The sequence below is a fragment of the Sulfuricurvum sp. genome (assembly GCF_031427015.1).
Classification (GTDB): domain Bacteria; phylum Campylobacterota; class Campylobacteria; order Campylobacterales; family Sulfurimonadaceae; genus Sulfuricurvum.
The window spans coordinates 85,453-105,853 of record NZ_JASJOW010000006.1 but is presented as its reverse complement, the minus strand read 5'-3'; the positions used below and the strand labels follow the sequence as shown (position 1 = coordinate 105,853).

Annotated in this window: 22 protein-coding genes; 20 read left to right on the top strand and 2 right to left on the bottom strand. The window is 42.0% G+C overall.

What is annotated here, in order from left to right; all coding sequences use genetic code 11:
• Positions 1 to 55 precede the first annotated feature (55 nt).
• The 20 genes from RMO68_RS10875 (at position 56) to RMO68_RS10780 (ending at position 17,887) form a co-directional block, all read left to right on the top strand.
• Complete coding sequence (locus RMO68_RS10875) at positions 56 to 442, top strand: flagellar protein FlaG (protein WP_310440780.1); 387 nt, start codon at positions 56 to 58, stop codon at positions 440 to 442.
• A 57-nt stretch (positions 443 to 499) separates the two neighbouring features.
• A complete protein-coding gene (fliS, locus tag RMO68_RS10870; RefSeq protein WP_310440779.1) occupies positions 500 to 880 on the top strand; it encodes a flagellar export chaperone FliS in 381 nt (126 codons plus the stop codon).
• Complete coding sequence (locus tag RMO68_RS10865) at positions 861 to 1,115, top strand: hypothetical protein (protein ID WP_310440778.1); 255 nt, start codon at positions 861 to 863, stop codon at positions 1,113 to 1,115. The genes fliS and RMO68_RS10865 overlap by 20 nt, the downstream gene beginning before the upstream one ends.
• An 86-nt stretch (positions 1,116 to 1,201) precedes the next feature.
• Complete coding sequence (locus tag RMO68_RS10860; protein ID WP_310440777.1) at positions 1,202 to 2,419, top strand: argininosuccinate synthase; 1,218 nt, start codon at positions 1,202 to 1,204, stop codon at positions 2,417 to 2,419.
• A 13-nt stretch (positions 2,420 to 2,432) separates the two neighbouring features.
• A complete protein-coding gene (locus tag RMO68_RS10855; protein ID WP_310440776.1) occupies positions 2,433 to 3,173 on the top strand; it encodes a ferredoxin-thioredoxin reductase catalytic domain-containing protein in 741 nt (246 codons plus the stop codon).
• A gap of 12 nt (positions 3,174 to 3,185) precedes the next feature.
• Entirely contained in the window at positions 3,186 to 3,632 is a 447-nt protein-coding gene (rplI, locus tag RMO68_RS10850; protein WP_310440775.1) for a 50S ribosomal protein L9, read from the top strand.
• A 3-nt stretch (positions 3,633 to 3,635) separates the two neighbouring features.
• Positions 3,636 to 4,169 (top strand): ATP-dependent protease subunit HslV, encoded by a 534-nt coding sequence (hslV, locus tag RMO68_RS10845; protein WP_310440774.1) that lies wholly within the window; start codon positions 3,636 to 3,638, stop codon positions 4,167 to 4,169.
• Positions 4,170 to 4,173: 4 nt separating this feature from the next.
• On the top strand, positions 4,174 to 5,475 hold the full coding sequence (gene hslU, locus RMO68_RS10840) for an ATP-dependent protease ATPase subunit HslU (RefSeq protein WP_310440773.1): 1,302 nt from the start codon (positions 4,174 to 4,176) through the stop codon (positions 5,473 to 5,475).
• A 12-nt stretch (positions 5,476 to 5,487) separates the two neighbouring features.
• A complete protein-coding gene (era, locus tag RMO68_RS10835) occupies positions 5,488 to 6,366 on the top strand; it encodes a GTPase Era (protein WP_310440772.1) in 879 nt (292 codons plus the stop codon).
• Positions 6,360 to 7,313, top strand: coding sequence for a murein L,D-transpeptidase family protein (locus RMO68_RS10830; RefSeq protein WP_310440771.1), 954 nt, complete (start codon positions 6,360 to 6,362; stop codon positions 7,311 to 7,313). The genes era and RMO68_RS10830 overlap by 7 nt, the downstream gene beginning before the upstream one ends.
• 3 nt (positions 7,314 to 7,316) lie before the next feature.
• Positions 7,317 to 8,609 carry a M99 family carboxypeptidase catalytic domain-containing protein gene (locus RMO68_RS10825; protein WP_310440770.1) on the top strand — a complete coding sequence of 431 codons (1,293 nt, stop codon included), beginning with the start codon at positions 7,317 to 7,319 and terminating at the stop codon, positions 8,607 to 8,609.
• Between the two features lie 8 nt (positions 8,610 to 8,617).
• Complete coding sequence (locus RMO68_RS10820) at positions 8,618 to 10,150, top strand: hypothetical protein (protein WP_310440769.1); 1,533 nt, start codon at positions 8,618 to 8,620, stop codon at positions 10,148 to 10,150.
• Positions 10,147 to 10,782, top strand: a complete 636-nt coding sequence (locus tag RMO68_RS10815) for a hypothetical protein (RefSeq protein WP_310440768.1) — start codon at positions 10,147 to 10,149, stop codon at positions 10,780 to 10,782. The genes RMO68_RS10820 and RMO68_RS10815 overlap by 4 nt, the downstream gene beginning before the upstream one ends.
• Positions 10,779 to 11,285, top strand: coding sequence for a hypothetical protein (locus tag RMO68_RS10810; RefSeq protein WP_310440767.1), 507 nt, complete (start codon positions 10,779 to 10,781; stop codon positions 11,283 to 11,285). Before RMO68_RS10815 ends, RMO68_RS10810 begins: the two co-directional genes overlap by 4 nt.
• 9 nt (positions 11,286 to 11,294) lie before the next feature.
• A complete protein-coding gene (gene mshL, locus RMO68_RS10805) occupies positions 11,295 to 12,869 on the top strand; it encodes a pilus (MSHA type) biogenesis protein MshL (protein WP_310440766.1) in 1,575 nt (524 codons plus the stop codon).
• A 3-nt stretch (positions 12,870 to 12,872) separates the two neighbouring features.
• Positions 12,873 to 13,682, top strand: a complete 810-nt coding sequence (locus tag RMO68_RS10800; protein ID WP_310440765.1) for an ATP-binding protein — start codon at positions 12,873 to 12,875, stop codon at positions 13,680 to 13,682.
• The gene (locus tag RMO68_RS10795) at positions 13,675 to 14,355 is read left to right on the top strand and encodes a tetratricopeptide repeat protein (RefSeq protein ID WP_310440764.1); all 681 of its coding nucleotides are present in this window, start codon (positions 13,675 to 13,677) and stop codon (positions 14,353 to 14,355) included. Before RMO68_RS10800 ends, RMO68_RS10795 begins: the two co-directional genes overlap by 8 nt.
• On the top strand, positions 14,352 to 14,891 hold the full coding sequence (locus RMO68_RS10790) for a hypothetical protein (protein WP_310440763.1): 540 nt from the start codon (positions 14,352 to 14,354) through the stop codon (positions 14,889 to 14,891). The genes RMO68_RS10795 and RMO68_RS10790 overlap by 4 nt, the downstream gene beginning before the upstream one ends.
• A 15-nt stretch (positions 14,892 to 14,906) precedes the next feature.
• Entirely contained in the window at positions 14,907 to 16,643 is a 1,737-nt protein-coding gene (locus RMO68_RS10785) for a GspE/PulE family protein (RefSeq protein ID WP_310440762.1), read from the top strand.
• Complete coding sequence (locus RMO68_RS10780) at positions 16,640 to 17,887, top strand: type II secretion system F family protein (protein ID WP_310440761.1); 1,248 nt, start codon at positions 16,640 to 16,642, stop codon at positions 17,885 to 17,887. The genes RMO68_RS10785 and RMO68_RS10780 overlap by 4 nt, the downstream gene beginning before the upstream one ends.
• 7 nt (positions 17,888 to 17,894) lie before the next feature.
• On the opposite strand, the gene RMO68_RS10775 is transcribed toward RMO68_RS10780, so the two are convergent.
• Both RMO68_RS10775 and fliW read right to left on the bottom strand, forming a co-directional pair.
• Positions 17,895 to 19,973: an ATP-dependent helicase gene (locus RMO68_RS10775; RefSeq protein ID WP_310440760.1), complete on the bottom strand. Its 2,079-nt coding sequence runs from the start codon at positions 19,971 to 19,973 to the stop codon at positions 17,895 to 17,897.
• A 35-nt stretch (positions 19,974 to 20,008) separates the two neighbouring features.
• Complete coding sequence (gene fliW / locus RMO68_RS10770; protein WP_310440759.1) at positions 20,009 to 20,392, bottom strand: flagellar assembly protein FliW; 384 nt, start codon at positions 20,390 to 20,392, stop codon at positions 20,009 to 20,011.
• Positions 20,393 to 20,401 lie beyond the last annotated feature (9 nt).

Below are 20,401 nucleotides of genomic sequence, written 5' to 3'. Positions count from 1 at the left end.
TTCATGGACGATTTAGGGTTAGAAATTGCCTCATATTTTTATTAGGAGACTTACAATGGAAATCTTCCAAACAACCGCAAAGATGCAACAAAGTCAAAGTGTTGCTCCAAAACAAAATGTTACGGACGTTCAAAGCGTTCAACAAATACAAAAAGCACAAATCCAGCAGGATCAAGCAGCGCAGGCTAATACTGAACAAAAAACGTCAAAAACTGCTTCTCAAGAGGATATGAATCAACTGATTGATCAACTCAACAAATCGCTCAATCCGTTTAACACAACCTTGAAATTCGGGTTTGACGATTCGTCAGAAGACTTTTACGTATCCGTAGTCGAAACGAAGAGCAATCGTATGCTTAGACGTTTTCCGATTGAACAGGCAGAGGCACTTTTGCCGAAAATGCAAGAAGTGAACGGGTTGTTATTTGATCAAAAAGGGTAAGTACCCCTTTTAGAATATTTTTAATACTTTTTATCGAATAAATCAAAGGACTTTTTTATGCATACAAATTTAGCTTATAACACATACACCCAGAATAATATCGGCGTTGAATCACCGGAAAAATTGATCCAAATGATGTATGAGGGGATATTGCGTTTTAACATGCAAGCAAAACGTTCCATCAATGAGGGCGATATTGAACGCCGTACGTATTGGATCAACCGCTCTAACGCCGTAATCAGTGAACTTATTAATATTTTGGATTTTGATCAGGGAAGTGTTTCACATTATCTTGCCGGACTTTATACCTATCAACTCCGCTTGCTTGTAGAAGCCAATATCTACAGTGATTCCACTAAAATCGACCAAGTAAGCCAAGTTTTCAAAGGTCTTTTAGAAGGATGGAAAGAGAGTACCGATGTGGCTAACAAAGCTTAAAAAAGCACTGATTCTGGAAGACTTCGAGCATCTCTCAGCTTTGCTGGATGAGATGCCTCAATTTGATACGATAGATAAAATGGAAGAAGCCGCCTATCTTCTAATGCAAAGTAAAATATGTTTGGAAAAAAATAAAGTACATACGGCTCAGATCTTAAATCAACTCAAAAGCACGCTTGATTTTCTAAAATCTACTCAAACAGAACCACCCTCTTCCCTAAATCTCAAATTTTAACCCTTTTCTCACCCTTTTTTTGATAAAATCGCGACATTCACTCCATACATGATATGGAGCAAGGGTTCAACGATAAGGAAGCAGTTATGAAAAAAGAGGTTAAAAAAGTTGTTCTTGCCTATTCCGGCGGATTGGATACAAGTGTCATTTTAAAATGGCTCCAAGACGAATATAAATGTGAAGTGGTTACTTTTACCGCAGATATCGGTCAAGGCGAAGAGGTAGAACCGGCACGTGCAAAAGCAATCAGCCTCGGGATCAAACCTGAAAATATTTACATTGAAGATCTTCGTGAAGAGTTTGTACGCGATTATGTTTTCCCTATGTTCCGTGCCAATGCGATTTATGAGGGGGAATATCTCCTCGGAACGTCGATTGCACGTCCTTTGATTGCAAAACGTCAGGCGGAGATTGCCCGTATCACGGGTGCTGATGCAGTCAGTCACGGCGCAACCGGTAAAGGAAATGACCAAGTCCGTTTTGAAATGGGGTATTTGGGTCAAAACAGTGCTCTCACTATTATCGCTCCATGGCGCGAATGGGATTTAAACTCGAGAGAAAAACTACTCGCCTATGCGGCAGAACATGGTATCAAAATCGAGATGAGCGGCAAAAAATCACCGTATTCTATGGATGCGAATCTTCTTCATATTTCCTATGAGGGCGGAATTTTGGAAGATCCTGCTTCCGAGCCGGAAGAGAGTATGTGGCGCTGGACGGTATCACCTCAAAATGCCCCTGATGAAGCGGAATACATCGAAATCGGTTATGAGAAGGGAGATCCCATCAGCCTCAACGGCAAAGCCCTTTCTCCTGCCGTTATGCTAGAGCAGCTCAATATCATCGCCGGACGTCACGGAATCGGGCGTGCCGATATCGTTGAAAACCGTTTTGTCGGGATGAAAAGCCGCGGGTGTTACGAAACTCCGGGCGGAACTATCATGATCAAAGCACACCGCGCTATCGAATCGTTGACACTTGACCGTGAAGAAGCACACCTCAAAGATGAGTTGATGCCGCGCTATGCAAAACTAATCTATAACGGTTTTTGGTTTGCACCGGAGCGCGAAATGCTCCAAGCGGCTATTGATAAAACCCAACAAAATGTACGCGGAACCGTTCGATTGAAACTTTACAAAGGGAACGTAATGGTTGTCGGACGCAGTTCAGATCTTTCACTGTTCAATCCTGAGTATTGTACCTTTGAAGAAGATTCTGTGTACGATCAAAAAGATGCAGGCGGATTTATCAAACTCAACGCATTGCGTTTCATCATTGCCGGTAAAGCACGTAAAAATAAATAAGGAAATTTTCACTATGAGCATCATAAAAATAGATATGAATTCGGATGAGTTCCAAGCGGAACTCGAAAAAACAATCAAATTTACCGACAAAGTAATCAACCAATTCAGTTGGGTCTACAATCCTCAAGAAGAGATCAATGAAGGGGTTCAACTCGGCCTTGCCCGTAATAAAATGATGTACGGTAAACGTTTTTGCCCTTGCTATATGGTTGAAGAGGTTGAGGGGAAATATCAAAGTACCGATAATCGCCTCTGTCCTTGTACCACCGCCATTGAAAAAGAGCTTCCTGAGGAAGGAGTCTGCCATTGTCAAATCTTCTGTACACCAGAATTTGCGGCAGCTAAACGCCTCGAAATGGGAATCGAAGAGGTTACGCACCAACACTCTCGCGGTCTTACTAAAGAAGAGTGCGAAATGTTATTGACCAAAAGCGATATCGATAGCGATGAGCTAACGTCTCTTTTCGAAGCGCGTGAGCTCGGAATGGTCACATTTAAAGTAGTCGACGTTCGTGAATGGATGGAGTGGAAAATGGGACGTATTTCCGGTGCCGACGTATTGGTTCCGACCAGCAGTTTCTTCCAAACCCTTACCGAGTCGAAATTAGAGAAAGACGAAAACATTATTGTTTATTGTCATGTCGGTAGTCGTAGTGCTCACTGTCAGCGTATCTTGCACGATATGGGATACACCAAAGTTTCCAATCTCGCGCACGGTATCGTCTCATACGGCGGCCAAATTGTTCGCGGTTAATCAAGGATTAAAATGAAAGTATTATTGACAAAAGATGTCAAAGGGGTCGGAAAAGCCGGCGAGATCAAAGAGGTAGCCGATGGTTACGGTAAAAACTTTTTAATCGGCAAAGGTCTAGCTCTTGCGGCTACCAATGAAGTTTTAAAAAAATATGAGTCGGAACAAAAGAAAAAAGCCGCCAATGAAGCCGCCGAAATCGAGCGTCTTAGTGCGATCAAAGCGCAGCTTGCCGATATCAAAGTCACCATCGTTAAAAAACTCGGGAATACAGGCCATCTCTTCGGTGCCGTGACTAAAGATGAAATTGCCGATGCCCTCAAAGCGCAACACAATATCGAAATTGATAAAAAAGAGCTCGATGCCAAACACGGAATAAAAACAACCGGTTTGCATGATCTCGATCTCAAACTCGGTCACGGTATCCACGCGACTCTTCATTTAGAGATCAAAGGAGAATAATCGATGTTTGATGCCACAACCATACTCGCGTACAAAGGTAAAAATAAAGCCGTTATCGGCGGAGATGGGCAAGTGACATTCGGACAAACGGTTCTCAAAAACAATGCAACCAAAATCAGAACGCTCCACAACGGAGAGGTTTTAGCCGGTTTTGCCGGTTCAACCGCTGACGCATTTAACCTTTTTGATATGTTCGAAGAGTATTTAGCACAACGCAAAGGCGAACTTATCAAAGCGGTTATCGATTTTTCCAAAGCATGGCGTAAAGACAAAGTATTACGCCGTTTGGAAGCGATGATGATTGTCCTCAATCATGAGCATATTTTCATACTTACCGGAAACGGTGATGTTGTTGAACCTGAAGACGGTGAAATCGCCGCTATCGGTAGCGGTGGAAGCTACGCTATTTCAGCGGCACGCGCCCTTAAAAAACACACCTCTTTGGATGAAGAGACACTGGTCAAAGAGAGTCTCGCTATAGCAGCCGATTTGTGTATTTACACCAATCATAATATCAAAACATTGAGCCTCGGTTAAACGGATGAATATGACCCCTCAAGAGATCGTCGATTATCTGGATCAACATATTATCGGTCAAAACAATGCAAAAAAAACCATTGCGCTAGCCCTTCGAACCCGTTATCGCCGATTGAAACTTGATCCGGTTTTACAAGATGAGATCATGCCGAAAAATATCCTAATGATCGGTTCGACCGGTGTAGGTAAAACAGAAATTGCCCGCCGACTTGCCAAAATGATGCAATTGCCGTTTATCAAAGTAGAAGCGAGTAAATACACGGAGGTAGGCTTCGTAGGTAGAGATGTAGAATCTATGGTACGTGATTTGGTTATGACCTCATTATCGATGATAAAGGCAGAGCACAACGAGTATAACAAAGAAGCGATTGAGCACTATGTGCTCGATACCCTTACCCAAAAGCTACTCAGCGATCCTGCATATCTTTCATCCGATGAAACAGCCTTGCGAGAACTTATTCGTAACGGCACCATGGATGGGCATATCGTCGAAATAGAGCTTCAAGCACGCGGCGTCGAATTCAACGATACCAATATGCCTCCTGAAATTGCCCGTGTTCAAGAATCATTTTCTAAAATGTTCTCCGTCATGGGAAAAGAGGATACAAAAAAAGAAGTAACCGTCGCCGAGGCCAAAGAGATATTAGCGCAAGAGGCCTCCGATAAACTCCTAAACCATGATCAAATGAAGCGTGAGGCGCTTAAGCGTGCCGAAGACGGGGGAATTATTTTTCTCGATGAAATCGATAAAATTGCTGTAAGTTCTCGAAGCGATGGGCGCAATGATCCAAGTAAAGAGGGGGTTCAACGCGATTTGCTCCCCATTGTGGAAGGGAGTATCGTATCGACAAAACTCGGCTCGATTAAAACCGATCATATCCTTTTTATTGCCGCCGGAGCTTTTCATCTCACCAAACCCAGTGATCTCATCCCTGAACTTCAAGGACGTTTTCCGCTTCGAGTGGAATTAGAACCTCTCAATGAGGATGCCCTTTACTTGATATTGACCAAACCGAAAAACTCATTACTGGAACAATACAAAGCACTGTTGGCAACCGAAGAGATGACCCTATCTTTTGATGAGACCTCCGTACGTGCCATGGCGCGTTATGCTCAAAGAGCCAATAAAAAGACTGAAGATATCGGTGCTAGACGGCTTCATACTGTTGTTGAAAAAGTGTTAGAAGAGATTAGTTTTAACGCCCATTTGTACCAAGGCAGTACCGTTACAATCACCGAAGCGATGGTTAATACCATTCTCTTACCACTTGTTGAGGATGAAGACCTCGCACGTTATATACTCTAAAGGCAATTATTAATGAACAAAGCAGGATTTGTCGCTCTCGTCGGACGCCCTAATGCAGGGAAAAGCACTCTAATGAACTGGATTTTGGGTGAAAAAATCGCCCTTGTAAGTCAAAAAGCAAACGCTACCCGCAAACGCTCCAATGCCATCGTGATGCACAATGACGATCAAATTATTTTCGTCGATACTCCGGGACTTCATCAAGCCGAAAAACTTCTTAACCAATATATGTTGGAAGAAGCCCTAAAAGCCATCGGTGATTGTGACATCGTTGTCTATCTCGCTCCCGCATCGGATAAAACGATCCATTATGAAAAATTTCTGGAAATTAACTCGGATAAACGGAAACATATTATTGTTCTGAGTAAAATTGATCAAATTTCTCAAGCCGAACTCCTCAAAAAAATCGGAGAGTATAATCAATTTAGTGACCATTTTATTGCCCTTATCCCTATGTCCGTCAATAAAAATGTGGGGAAAAAAGATCTCCTCGATACCATTGTCAAACATCTCGATGAGTCCCCTTATCTCTACGATCCTGAAAACATCACAACCGAAATGATCCGTACTATTTATAAGGAGTTCATTCGAGAAGCGATTTTCGATAACATCAGTGATGAGATCCCTTATGAATCGGATGTTATTATCGATAAGATTGATGAAGATGCCCCCGTTGAACATATTCGTGCAACCATCATTGTCGAAAAAGATTCCCAAAAAGGGATTATTATCGGTAAAGGGGGGGCGGCCATCAAACGGATCGGGCAAAATGCCCGTGAAAAAATAGAGCGCTTAGCATCAAAACCTGTTTATCTTGAACTCTTTGTCTCCGTTAAAAAAGGGTGGACTACCGATAAAAAATTTCTCACTGATTTAGGCTACGAATGGTAAAAATTCTCTTTGTTACAGTACTCACGTTTAGTACACTTTTTTCTTCCGAAGTGATCACTTTATATAAAAGTGGCGGGAAAAAATTACTCGACAGCCAAATGAATTCTCCTGCCTATTGGTCAGGATCTCTTTTTAATAAAGATCTCCGTTTCGGCTATTTTGAACGTGCATTTTCACTTTTGACGTGTAACAAAGAAAAAGGGTTGTTAGAACTCTACACTCCGGACGCACAAAAACGTTTTTCTCTTAAAAAACGCTACAGTGCCTTTACCGGAAAAAATGCCGGCGATAAGAGAGTTGAGGGTGATCTAAAAACTCCTGTCGGAATTTATACACTCACCGAAAAGAAAAGACGTGTTGACCCGTTTTACGGGCCGATGGCGTTTGTCACCTCTTATCCCAATCTGTATGATCGTATCCGTGGGAAAAACGGCGATGGAATTTGGGTACACGGGGTACCTTTAAGCGGTTCGAGAGACCCTTTTACAAAAGGATGTATTGCTATCGACAATAATGATTTGATACAACTGGATCAATCCATCAACCCCTCCAATACCTTATTAATCATTGATTCTACCCTAAAACAAGGGGTCAACCCCTCCGCTTACTCAGCTATTCTCGCAGGTCTGTATCAATGGAAATATGCATGGACTTATAACGATATCGAGAGCTATATTTCCATGTATGATTCCTCTTTTAAACGCTTTGACGGGATGAATTTAGGTCAATTCAAAGCGTATAAAGAACGAATTTTCGCTAAAGATGAAGCAAAAACCATCGCATTGGATCGCCTCAATATCATCCCTTATCCGGGTGAAAAGCGGAACCTTTTTTGGGTGACTTTTAATCAACTTTATATTAGTGACTCCCACCGATTCGAAGGAGAAAAATCGCTTTTGGTCCGATTGAATGCCAATCAATCGATCTCGATTTTAACGGAAGAATAACACATGTATTTTTCCTTCCTCGTCTCTTTTTTCTTTATTACCTCTTTGTACGCACTCCCGTTTAACTTCATTAAAAAAGAGACGGATATTTTAAATGCTCCGACATTGCTGGTTATCGGCGGAATCCACGGCAATGAGCCCGGAAGCTATTTTGCGGCTGCCTTATTATCCCGATATTATCAAATCAAAGAGGGAAACCTTTGGATTGTTCCGGATTTGAATCGACCGAGTATCCAACAGAACGATCGTGGAATCAATGGGGATATGAATCGTAAATTTGCCTATATCGATCCCAATGATGCCGACATTCAAACCGTTCAAGAGATTCAAAAAATCATAACGCAAAAACAGGTCGGACTCATATTAAATCTTCATGACGGCCATGGATTTTATAGAAAAGAACACTTGAATACGATTTTCAATCCTAATGCATGGGGACAAACCTGTGTCATCGATCAAGGCACTCTCGATACCGAGCACCCCTACGGCAACTTAAATGATATTGCGTCGAAAGTGAGTCGTGAGCTTAATAACGGGTTAATTGAAGATCACCATTTTTTCGATGTGCGCAATACCAATACACGATTTGATGATGAAGCAATGAAACACTCACTGACCTATTTTGCCGTTTCTAATAATAAACCTGCATTTGCCATCGAAACCAGTAAGAATTTACCCACATTACACCATAAAGTATTTTATCAACTCTATGCAATTGAGTGTTATATGAAACTGATGGGAATCAAATATGAGCGTGCTTTTGAACTGAACCTGAATGTCATTCAAAAGCTACTAACCAACCATGAATTTCTAACTATTAATAACGATATATATCTTAATTTAAACGATTTAAAAAACCGTTTAAGTTTCATTCCGCTACAATCGGAGCGAAACGAGTTTAAATTTTTCCATCCATTAGGTAGTGTTCAAAAAAATCAACAAACCTATGATCTTTATATCGGTAACCAAAAAATAAGTACGCTTGTACCCAGTTATCATCCAAAAGAGTTTTGCGCTGAACCTATACAGATTATTGTTGACGGAAAAACAAGATCTATTCCCCTCGCTACAGATTTTTTTGCCGATGCCGATTTTAAAGTAATCAACAATGATCGTAATACACGGGTCAATATCATCGGTTTTACCAAAAAAGGGGTGAGTGATGAGGGGAATTTGAATGTAAAATTGAACGATTTAGATTCAAAATACTCCATTGATACCGCACATAAGAGTTATCGCATAGAGTTTTATCAGGAAAACCGCTTTTGCGGAATGATTCTCGTACATTTTAAATAGGATATAGGATGAGTATAAGCAAACACTATTCAACCATCGTATCGTCTGACCCTTATAAAGCAGATTTTTATGAAGGTACGCTCAATACTCTATCCCATACCTCCTCACCCTCTTTTTCAAAAGAGCAATACACCCTATCTTTTTTAAATACCAAAGGATTTATCTCCACCCTTATCGGAATCAGTAAAAATGTTCCGGATGACGATATTTATGATGCATTGGAAAACAAAGTTTACGAAGAACTTGCATTGGATATGGCTATCGAATACCATTTCAAGTACATAGAAGCTATCCATAAAAGTACAGATACCGATCGCTTCTTCCATGTATTTGTGGTTGATCCCCTGACGCTAGAAGAAGAGTACGCCCAGATTGTTGATACGATAAAATACATTGATCAAATTATCCCCGTTCCGCTACTGCTGAAATCTCTCTACGTTAAAGAGCTTATCGGTTCATCGGGTGTGCACTGTTTTATCTATTTTCAAGAAAATGACGCATTTTTTTGTATTTACAATCAACAAGAATATATCTACGCAAAATCATTAAAATTTTCACTCAAACAAATGCATGAGCGCTTTTGTGAACTGTTAGGCGAACAAATCGATCTTAGCTCTTTTAAAACGATGTTAGCCCAAGAGGGGCTGAATACCTCACTTGCCGAGCATCAAAAAAGCCTTATCAAACTTTTCGGTGAAATTTTTCTCCATATCAGTGATGTTATCACCTATGCCAAAAGAGCGTATGAGATCAAAACATTTGATGAAATTTATATTGGAACCGGTGTAGGAAACGTTCTTGGACTCGATGAGTATGCGCAAACCTATTTAGGGATTAAAACGACTCCGCTGGATTTTAATTACGGATTTGATACCCACGGAGAAAAAGTAGATCAGCTGCATCAACTCATGCATCTCTACGGACGGCTTGAAACCGATGAACGCTATGATTGCAATTTTACGATATTTCATCGCCCTCCCCCTTTTACCAAACGTGACAGCGGAAAGCTTATCTTAGTAACTGCCGCGTCTTTAGCTGCCGCGCTTCTCTATCCGGGTGTTTATTGGGGGCTCTCCTATGTTGAAGAATTTCATCATGCTGTTTTAGTCAAGGAATATGAACAGGTTCATAGTGAAAAAATAACCCGAGAAGCAACGGTCAACTTAAAACTGGCCAATAAAAATGCCGCTCAAGCACGTTTGGATGAGCAAAAAGAGGCCTATAAACAAAAACAAGACACGTTAGTGCAAGTACATGATAAAAAAGTCAATTATCCGATGAAGGCTAAAATCATGGCCGATTTCACCCAAAGCTTTAATCACTATCGGGTCCAACTAAAAACCATTACGTATGCTGAAGATATTAACAATACCAAAACCTTCACCTTTGGATTGACATCTTCCAATACGCAGGATATTACAGCACTTCTCAAACATCTCACTAATACAAAAAACAACCGCTATATTTTTAATCTTGAGCTCATTTCCTATAATGAAGAGCAAAAATCCTACCTTAGTGAACTTAAGGCGGTCATCAAATGAAATTGCAAATTGAAGACTATCTTTACGCTTTAGATCAATCACTCTCTTACAAAAGTGACCGAGATAAAATGATGCTTTTTCTCATCATTTTTGCCTCGTTATTCGCTTTCTCTTATTTTTTCTTTTGGGAAAGTTCGGAGGCGAGTTTCAAGATTTCACATGAAAAAGCACTCCGAGTCGAAAACGATTTGAATGCGGATAAACAGTATTTGCTAACCTATCCTCCTGAACGTATTAGTCAAATTGAGCAAGAAACCGTTGAGATTGAACGTCAATATGCTCTGTATATCCAATACAATACCTACATCAAAGAACAATTAGAGCAAATATCTTCTTTATACTACGATGAAATCGTCTGGGGGGCTTATCTTGATTCAGTCTCTCGTTATGCACGTGCAAATAAAGTGAAACTTGCCCGTTTTGCCAATACGCTTCAAACAGACAACCGCTCATTCGGACACGTATTGGATATTACTATTGCATCCGAAGGGGCTTATAAAAACACCTTGAAATTCATTAACGCCTTGGAGCAAAGTCATCTGGTTGTTGATTTGCACCATTTTAATATAGTTGCCGATGAGAAACTCAAAGGGGATCTTAATATCTCGGTATGGGGGATTGTAAGAGAATGAAAAAGTACCTTTCGACCCTAGTACTTACTTGGATGACACTTCATGCGGCTATCCCGCCGACCAATACAACACCCACTACGGCAGGGATATATCCTAACGGTAATGAAGAACTGGCAAAAATAGACGAACAAATTCGTGCCATTCTTCCTTCCCGTTCGGGAGTTTCAGATGGATTGATTAATTCCCTTCGTGATCCGATGAAAATGACAAAACCCTCAGTTACGACCAAAACCGGTTCTAATCTTTTAGCACCGCCGAAATTAGGGAGCACTATGGGCATTTTCGCCCAACCGAAGATAATCGAAGAACCGTTACGTCTTCTTGCCATTATGAATAAATCGGTATTTATAAGTGGAAAATGGTATAAAATAGGGGAAAGTGTCCGTGATTTTACCCTTGCTGAAATTAAATCGAATTCTGTTTTACTCACCGGAAAAAAAGATCAAAAGCTTATTTTGTTTTTGACGAAACAAAATAATAATATTAAAATTATCACGAAATAGGAAAGTATCATGAGATCTGTAATTAAATACCATGTACGCGCGTTTATGTTATCCGTTGCCGCGGCTACCCTCCTCATCCCTACTCTCCATGCAGATTGTACCTATGAGCTTTTCAATATTTCATCGGTCAAAGGGACAAGTGTAGGAGAATTCGTTGATCAGCTAAGCGACGAATGCGGTATGAGCGTTATCGTAACCGATGAGCAGGCTGAAAATATTTTAAAAAAACAGATGAATAAAACCTTTTTGAAAAATTTAACTATTAATGAAGTTTTGGATTTGATTATCAAAGAGAACAATCTCCAATATACCCTGCAAAACAATATTCTCAAAATTTCTTATTTAACCACCAAAACGTATAACATTGACTACATTATTTCACAACGTAAAGGGGTGGGAAGTGCCAATATCACCCTCAGCTCCAATACGAGTACAGCAGCAACCGGAACATCCTCTACCTCAAAAAGCACCTCAGGCGGCGGGGGAGCCTCCTCTGAATCGGGGATTAACATAACCTCCAGTGATGAAGTCCAATTTTGGGAAATACTGGATAAAGAGCTTGAAAGTATCCTCAACCGCCCGGAAGACGGGTATAAAGCTCAAATCCCGATGATTAATAAAAATGCAGGGCTAGTGACCGTTACCGCAACCAATACGCAAATTAAACGGTTGGATACCTATCTGGAAGATTTACAGAAAAAAATGCAAACGCAGGTGTTAATCGACGTAAAAATGTACAGCGTCGTCTTTAGTGATGCTTCATCCACCGGTATAGACTGGTCACAATTATACGCATTGCAAAATGTAAAACTTGGTTTTGATTATGTTACTACCAAAAATATCGATAAAACCTATAGTGGAACAAACAGTGCTACCTCTACAGGTGTTTTATTTGATGGGTTTTCTGCAAACGCGAATAATGCTAATGTCTTCCAACTTAGTGCCGGCGGTAGTCTCAATGAAGTCATTAAATTTCTAAAAACACAGGGAGATGTTTACTCGATCTCCAACCCTAAAATCCTGACCCTTAACAATCAACCGGCGTTGATAACCGCCGGAACCGAGCTCTTTTATAAAACAAAAAGTTCTACAACCTCAACAAGCAGCGGGGGGACGGATAATACCGAAGATGAAACCGTTTCTTCTGTTTTCTCGGGCGTTCTACTCGATATTACCCCTGAAATTTCCAGAGACGGCAGTATCACCTTACGGATAAACCCATCCATCTCCGAAACGGCAAGTGAAATTTCTACGGACAACGCAACCCGCTCGATGCCGCCTGATTTGAGTCGTCGTCAAATGTCATCAGTCATTAGTGTTAAAGATGGAAACCGTGTCATTTTAGGGGGATTAATCAATACCAAAAACGTTAATGACGCAAACAAAGTTCCTCTTTTGGGAGACCTCCCCGTTATAGGTTATCTTTTTAAGCGAGAAGGGATCAGTAAACGGACGGAAGAGATCGTTATTATTATCGAACCGCATATCATTAAAAAAGAGGCCGATACCCTCAGCTTAGGGGATTTGGGATATACGCGCCTTGGCAAGCCAAACGAAGAAGAATCCAAGCCTGAAAGTAAATAACGGATGGAGCATTCCCTTTTTTCAAAACCGCGCGATCTGTTTTTAGATGTCGTAGATCCTAAGGACTACGTCCATATCGATAGTATTTCACACATCTATCAATCTCTCAAAAGTTCAGTGCAAAAACCTCTAAAAATGATCCTTCTATTCGGCAGACCGGGTACGGGAAAAAGTATGCTGCTGCATAAACTTCACCACGACCTTTCCAAATACCAAAAAGTTTTTATGTTTGATATTCCGATTGTGGACGAAGATGATTTTCTCCGCGTATTAGCCGAAAGGATTTTTACATATTCCTCCCATGAAATGATCACTTTAACCCGTTTTTTGGAGATTGCCAAAGATGCCGCTTATTCAGATACACCTATTGTACTCTTAGATGAAGCACAGCTTTATAGCTCATCACTCATGGAAAAAATTCGCCTGATATCGGACGCACGGGTTATTAAATTTGTTATTACTTTGCATAAAACCGATAAAGAAGAGATCATAGCAAAAGAACATTTCCAAACGCGGATATGGGAGAGCATAGAACTTCAAAACGCTACCGCCGATGAGCTCAAAATATACGTACAGAAAAAACTCCTCAAAGCAAACTGTTTTGATGTCGCCAATATGTTTAACGATAAAAATATAAAATTGGTCGCCTCTTTAACCAAAGGAAATTTTCGTGAGACGAATAAATTATTATTTTCACTTTTCAGCCTCTATTGCTGGTATGAAGAAAATAATCCCGCTTTAATCCAATACAATGCTCTCAAATCTAAGTGGATTGAGATGGCAGCTATCCATACAGGGCTGATCCATGCTTAACATACAAAACCTAGAGCGCCGTTGGCTCAAATATAAAATCAAATCATACTCACCCTATATTCTCGGTGTAGTTGCTCTCCTGACACTCCTGATAGCCGTCGCTTTCTCCAAAAATGATATACAGCATGAACCCAAAGAAACTGCCCTATCCCCTTCCAACCCGACACCTGAAGCATCTTCTACCCTCCTTGAGCCCTCTATGGACTTCATCCGATCTTTTCAGACAGCGGTACCGAGTAATGAACCGCCCAAAGCAACTCTTCAAAAAAACGCTCAGCCGGTTCGTGAACCTCTCCCTATACCCAAACTTGTCACTATTCCTCCCCCCGATTTATCCGATGAGAAGTCGTTTTCCCTCAACCGCAATGAGTCCAAACTTGATATTGAAACACTTGAGCGCCGTTTCAAAGAGACATCCAATGCAAATCTTGGACTCTTTATTGCCCGTTACCATTATGATCACGGCAACTACAGCGAAGCCTACAATTTTGCGTTAAAAACCAATAGTATCAGTAATAAGATTGAGGAGAGTTGGATTATCTTTGCCAAATCACTCGTCAAACTCGGAAGAGCGGAACAGGCAAAAAAAACATTACAGTTCTACATCACCGATTCAAATTCCGAAGCGGCACGTGCATTGCTCGATACGATTGAACGGGGTACGTTCAAATGAGATTTTTACTCTTCTTTGTGTTATTCACCCTCTCTTCCTTTGCCGATGCCAGAGACCGCCTCTATGCTCTTTATCAACAAGGAAACTATCTTCAAGCCTGCAATCTCGGTCTTAAAGGCTTTCCCTATCATCAAAATGACGAAGCGTATGTCTCTTTGTATGCTTTTTCATGCCTTAAAGCAGATTTTATCGACCGCTTGGCTGCGCCCATGATGACACTGAACCAAAGCGAAGAGGCTCGAGCCAATTCCGCATATTTTGCAGTTATCCTAATGCAAAAAAAACTTTTGATGCAAGCGCTGTATGATAATAAACCGATTAAAAATCTCACATTTCCGACCAGTTCCCATCTCCTCTCTAAAGTATTTGATTTGTATCTCAAAGCACCTCAGCCGAACCGACCTATCAAAGAGTATCAAGACCCCTCGGATAGCCGCCTCAGCTATAAGCTCTACCCCACGCAGAGCAACGGACGTAAAAGCATCGCGATAGATGAATACTATGATAAAATATTGACCCTTCATCATGTATATTAATAAAGGATAGAGTATATGGATCGCATTACGCATGATTTGTTAGAAAAGCACCATATCTCGCAACAACAAATTGATCGTCTTACCTCCCATGGGGTTCAAGATGATACCGTTTTAGAAACCCTCACTAAAGTGGGGGCCATCTCCACCAACTTTATCAAACGTTTTATCGTTGAACAAATCCGACTCGGTCGATATGAACTCTCCATCATCAAAAATTACCATTTTTTAGACGAAATCTCGATTCTGACCCATTTAGCCGAAGTGATTGAAGTCCCTTTTATCGATCTCGACTCCATCGACATGGATTATCGACTCGTTGAAAAGATACCGACACCTCAGCTTAAACGGTACAATGCACTCCCTATCTCGCAAGACGATATGTATGTCATGGTCGTATTCGCCGATCCTCTCAACATTGAAGCGCAAGAGTCTATTCAACGCCTCTTCCCTCGAAAATCACTTAAAATTGCCGTTGCCACCGAAAAACAGATTCAAGCTTATTTGTTTAAAATGGAGCTCAAAGACAGTGTCAAAGAACTTGTCGCCAATATTCGTAATGAATTGCGCAATATCGGAACCATTGAAGAGCAACAAGAAGCTTCTTCGATCTTACAGCTGATTGATGTCATTTTAAAAGCGTGCATCAAAGGGCGTGCAAGCGATATACATATTGAACCTACCGAACGTAACTGTGTCGTTCGCGGACGTATTGACGGAAAATTGACCGAAATTTTTATATTTGATCGAGATATTTATCCGCCGTTGGCTTCACGTATTAAACTCTTGGCCAATCTTGATATCGCTGAACGCCGTAAACCTCAAGACGGTCGTTTCTCCGCAATGGTTATGGACGCGGAGTTTGATTTTCGTCTCTCTACGCTCCCCATTATTTACGGAGAATCGATCGTTATGCGTATTTTGGATAAGACCAAAGCGCTCGTCAAACTCGAAGACTCCGGAATGGATACCCAAAGCTATCAAAAACTCCTCAAAGGGCTTCAATCTCCTTTCGGTATTATTTTGGTCACAGGCCCTACGGGAAGCGGTAAAACAACCACCCTTTACGGTGCGCTAAATGAGCTTCGTAACATTGAAGACAAGATCATTACGGTTGAAGATCCCGTCGAATATCGTATGAATTTGATCCAACAGGTTCAGGTGAACCCAAAAGTGGGACTCTCTTTCGCCGATGCCCTCCGCTCCATCCTCCGTCAAGACCCTGACAAGATTATGATCGGAGAGATCCGTGACCATGAAACACTGGAAATTGCTATCAAAGCCGCACTCACGGGGCATCTTGTTATCTCTACCCTCCACACCAATGATGCCATCAGTGCCATCCCCCGTATGGTGGATATGGGCATTGAACCTTACCTCATAAGCGGCGCACTTGTTGCGGTACAAGCCCAACGGCTCATCCGTAAAATCTGTATTCATTGTAAAAAAGAGGCCGATATTCCCCAAAATATTCTCCAAGAATACCATACCCTCATTCCTCAAAGTACCGTTTTTTATGAAGGGGCAGGTTGTAAAGAGTGTAACGGCTCTGGATACATGGGGCGAGAGATGATTTGTGAAGTTCTCCCCATGAGTGAAGAAATTTCCAGTATGATTGCCAGAGGAGCCTCCAAAGATGATCTTGTTAAGCAGGCAAAAGAAGAGGGGTTTGTCGGGATGTTTGAAAACGGCATGTCGAAAGCGGTGCACGGGATTACAACCTTGGATGAGATTCTAAGAGTCGCAAAAGGATGAAATATTTTGTAGCGACCATCCTCGCTAAAGGGAAAAAAACCAATCAAGGTTTTTATGCAGAGAATAAAAAAGAGGCGCACTACCTAGCCAAAATAAAATTCTCGGGGATGATTCTAAAAGTAACCGAAGCTACCCCTCCGCTCGAAGATCAGCTGCGCCGTTTCAAAGAGACCCTTTTCTCCAATATCCGAAAACGAAAACTCAAACAAGACGCTTTGATTGGCGCGATTCGGCAGCTTGCCGTTATGACGAATGCCGGTATCTCAATCCACGACTCTTTGAATGAGATAGCCGATGCCACAACCGATAAAACGTTGCAAATTGTTTTAGGGACAATGGCGGAAGATATCAATGCCGGACACAGTCTCTCCCACTCCGCCCATAATTTTAGTTACGAACTCGGCAATCTCTCTCTTGCTATGATTGAGCTTGGGGAGAAAACGGGAAACATGGCGGAAGCGCTACATAAGCTTGCCGATATGCTTGAAGAGATTCGTCGTAACATTATTAAATTCAAAAAAGCGATGGCGTATCCCCGCAACGTTATGATCGCTATGGCCATCGCCTTTACCGTTCTTATCTCTTACGTTGTCCCCCAATTCAAAGCCATATTTGAGCAACTGGGTGCCGATCTTCCGGTTCCGACTAAAATTTTATTATTTTTAGAGCATCTGTTTAATACCTACGGAGTGTATGTTCTTGCCGCACTTTTCCTTTTTATCGTTGCCTTCCGATACATGTTGCATAATAATCGGGAATTTAGGTACAAATGGCACCAATTCTTACTCAAAACCTATCTGATTAAAAATATCATTATGTACGCTACCCTAAACCGTTTTACGTTGGTCTTCTCCGAATTGGTTCGTGCGGGTATTCCGATAGCCGAAGCGTTGGAAACCTCCATCGCCATGATCGATACCCTCCCCCTGCAAGAAAAGTTATTAACGGTGCGTCAGACGGTTGAAAAAGGGGGAACCCTCCATAACGGTTTGGCAGAAACAAAACTTTTTGAAAATATGATTATTCAGATGATCTCTGCCGGAGAATCAAGCGGTCAACTCGATGCCATGATGCAAAAGGTGATGGAGTATTACAAAATGAAATTTGATGCCATCATTGACGGTCTCTCCGAAGCGGTTGAGCCTATTATGCTTTTATTGATTGCGTGTATGGTTGTACTCTTGGCACTGGGTATTTTCTTGCCGATGTGGGAGATGGGGAACGCGGTACAAGGTCGCCGATAAAAAAGAGCTAGGCCTCTTCGTTTGTACCCTTCGCGACCAAAGCCGCATACATTTCATCTTTGGGGATCAATCCCGCCTCAAATAAAAACTGTGAGGGGACGAAATTGGTTTTTTTGATTTTGTCGTATTTGGCGTAGCTCAAAAAGAGACGATCTTTTGCCCGAGTCACGGAGACATAAAAAAGCCGCCGCTCCTCTTCTATACTTCCGCTTCGGCACATCAGTTTTCGATTGGGAAACCGTCCGTCCATTAAATCGATAACATACACCTCTTGATACTCCAACCCTTTGGACGCATGGATACTCAGCAGATGCACCCCCTCCCCTTGCGTCAAATCCTGAGACCCCAAAACCATCGCGTTTAAAAATCGTTCATGATCCTTGTAGGGGCGGGAGAGTTCAAACAACAAAGTACATTTACGGCGAATTCTCTCTTGGGATTCGCTCTTGGCACGCTCATCGATAGAGCCGTTCTCCGTCATAGCCCGCCTTGTTGAGAGCATCTCGATCACATGGGCGTACAAGCTTGAGAGAGCAATTTTTTGAACCGCCGCCTTAGGCTCTTTGATATCCCGCAATTGTCGAAAAAGGGTAAAAAGGTCATGTAAAAAAGTGGCGGAATCTTTGGAAAGCTTCGCATGTTTTAAAATGGGGTTACCCATAAAATTAGGATCAAACCCGAGTTTTGCAAACCGTCCCGCACTGCCGAGTTCGGCATAATCGTCAAAAAGTCCCAACTGATGGTTGAGACGCCGCTTTTCAAACGGATTGGATATTTCGGCATCAGGTGAATACAATCCGCGTAAAAACGACCCGCGGCCTAACTTTTGCAATGCGACGAAAAGCTCTTTGGCGATAGCACTTCCCACCCCTTTGGCGTAATCAAAGAGATGGATAAACGCCATCATATCCGACTCATTGACCAATAACGTGTACATATCCAAAAGGGCCTTGATCTCTTTGGAATCAAAAAAGCTGGTTCCGCCGCGCCGACGGCACGCGATTCCCATCTCACGCAACGTCGCTTCGATACCGTCTGCCGAGGCGTTATTTCTGAAAATCACCGCTATCTCTTCTCGATTGGTAGAGGAATCCCCGATTTTTTGGGCAATTCCGTGGTACTGATCAAACAGTTCGTCGTAGATGAGCAGCGCGGGACTTTGCGCCTCATGATTGCGCGTCACTTCAAGCGCTTTGGGGTAAATCCGCTCATTATAGGCGATAACCGTATTGGCAAGCGAGAGGATCGGAATCGTGGAGCGGTAATTTTTGTTGAGGGTATAAACCTGTGCGTCAGGGAAATTGGTGGTAAAAGAGCCGATGATGGAGATATCCGCACCGTTAAAAGCATAAATACTCTGATCGTAATCTCCGACACAAAAGAGCGACGGAGGGCGCATAGCATTGATCAACGTCCCTTGAAGGGCATTGGTATCTTGGTACTCATCGATTAAGACCTCTTTGTACCCCAAATCGCTCTTCAATGCCAAATCGCGCATATGCAACAGCAGATCATTAAAATTGACAAATCCGTACTCTTTTTTTAACGCTTCAAACTCATCAATGATATCGGCATAGATGGCCGCATACACCGCGTGTTCATCCTGACGGGTCAAAATCCACTCTTCGAAATTTGTACTCAACTCGGTATTTTGATAAAACGAGTAAACATCATAAAGATAGTTGGCACCGTATGCCGATGTCGCGCAATCGATATGGCTAAACGTTCGCTTTTCGTACACGCTTCGAAAAAGGGTTTTGAGTTCTCGCGGCTGTTTGAGGACGACTTTCCCCTCTTTGCGTTTGAGCCATCGGTAACTCACCGCATGAAAGGTTCCCGCATCGATTTTGGAAGCGATCTCCCGACCGAAAAATGCCGCTACCCGCTCCACCATCTCCTGCGCCGCTTTGTTGGTAAAGGTCAGGAGTAAAATCTCTTCGGGTTTGACGTTTTGGGAGATAAGATAAGCGATACGCCCTACAATCGTGGAAGTTTTTCCGGTGCCCGCCGAAGCAATAATAAGATTATGCCCATACGAAGCGGTTGCTGCCGTATATTGCTGATCGTTGAGGCGGGAGAGTGGCAAGAGGCTCCTTAAAGCCCCTAAAAGAAGGAGCTAAATTATACTTTAAATTTTTTAATCGGTTCGGCTAAACCTAGACCGGGATGATTTTTCACATCTAATACCGCTTGTGCCATAGTCGCGTTGTCTTGATTAAAAATAAGCGGGGCTAGGAAGTTGATGCACGATTCATCGAGCGGGTCTTGAATAACGGCGATATTATATACCACTACCTTTGAATCTTCACTAATATCCAGTAAAACTCTCACCGATGTCGGTAAATCAAAAGAGTACTCACGCAACAGATAGGGATTCACGACCGTGAAACTGATATTACTACCGTCACAACTTTTAAGAGTAGCAAACATCTCATCAATTTGGCTCAACTCTACCTTGGTAATCTGATCAAATCCTAAAATCGTTGACTTCACAGTATATTGCATGGTTCACCT

Coding starts and splice junctions, on each gene's coding strand:
- RMO68_RS10820 (WP_310440769.1), top strand. CDS start 8,618: ATGAGTATAAGCAAACACTATTCAACCATCGTATCGTCTGACCCTTAT.
- RMO68_RS10785 (WP_310440762.1), top strand. CDS start 14,907: ATGGATCGCATTACGCATGATTTGTTAGAAAAGCACCATATCTCGCAA.
- RMO68_RS10875 (WP_310440780.1), top strand. CDS start 56: ATGGAAATCTTCCAAACAACCGCAAAGATGCAACAAAGTCAAAGTGTT.
- RMO68_RS10800 (WP_310440765.1), top strand. CDS start 12,873: ATGGAGCATTCCCTTTTTTCAAAACCGCGCGATCTGTTTTTAGATGTC.
- RMO68_RS10825 (WP_310440770.1), top strand. CDS start 7,317: ATGTATTTTTCCTTCCTCGTCTCTTTTTTCTTTATTACCTCTTTGTAC.
- mshL (WP_310440766.1), top strand. CDS start 11,295: ATGAGATCTGTAATTAAATACCATGTACGCGCGTTTATGTTATCCGTT.
- RMO68_RS10795 (WP_310440764.1), top strand. CDS start 13,675: ATGCTTAACATACAAAACCTAGAGCGCCGTTGGCTCAAATATAAAATC.
- RMO68_RS10860 (WP_310440777.1), top strand. CDS start 1,202: ATGAAAAAAGAGGTTAAAAAAGTTGTTCTTGCCTATTCCGGCGGATTG.
- RMO68_RS10790 (WP_310440763.1), top strand. CDS start 14,352: ATGAGATTTTTACTCTTCTTTGTGTTATTCACCCTCTCTTCCTTTGCC.
- RMO68_RS10780 (WP_310440761.1), top strand. CDS start 16,640: ATGAAATATTTTGTAGCGACCATCCTCGCTAAAGGGAAAAAAACCAAT.
- fliW (WP_310440759.1), bottom strand. CDS start 20,392: ATGCAATATACTGTGAAGTCAACGATTTTAGGATTTGATCAGATTACC.
- RMO68_RS10855 (WP_310440776.1), top strand. CDS start 2,433: ATGAGCATCATAAAAATAGATATGAATTCGGATGAGTTCCAAGCGGAA.
- fliS (WP_310440779.1), top strand. CDS start 500: ATGCATACAAATTTAGCTTATAACACATACACCCAGAATAATATCGGC.
- era (WP_310440772.1), top strand. CDS start 5,488: ATGAACAAAGCAGGATTTGTCGCTCTCGTCGGACGCCCTAATGCAGGG.
- RMO68_RS10810 (WP_310440767.1), top strand. CDS start 10,779: ATGAAAAAGTACCTTTCGACCCTAGTACTTACTTGGATGACACTTCAT.
- hslU (WP_310440773.1), top strand. CDS start 4,174: ATGAATATGACCCCTCAAGAGATCGTCGATTATCTGGATCAACATATT.
- rplI (WP_310440775.1), top strand. CDS start 3,186: ATGAAAGTATTATTGACAAAAGATGTCAAAGGGGTCGGAAAAGCCGGC.
- RMO68_RS10815 (WP_310440768.1), top strand. CDS start 10,147: ATGAAATTGCAAATTGAAGACTATCTTTACGCTTTAGATCAATCACTC.
- RMO68_RS10830 (WP_310440771.1), top strand. CDS start 6,360: ATGGTAAAAATTCTCTTTGTTACAGTACTCACGTTTAGTACACTTTTT.
- RMO68_RS10865 (WP_310440778.1), top strand. CDS start 861: ATGTGGCTAACAAAGCTTAAAAAAGCACTGATTCTGGAAGACTTCGAG.
- hslV (WP_310440774.1), top strand. CDS start 3,636: ATGTTTGATGCCACAACCATACTCGCGTACAAAGGTAAAAATAAAGCC.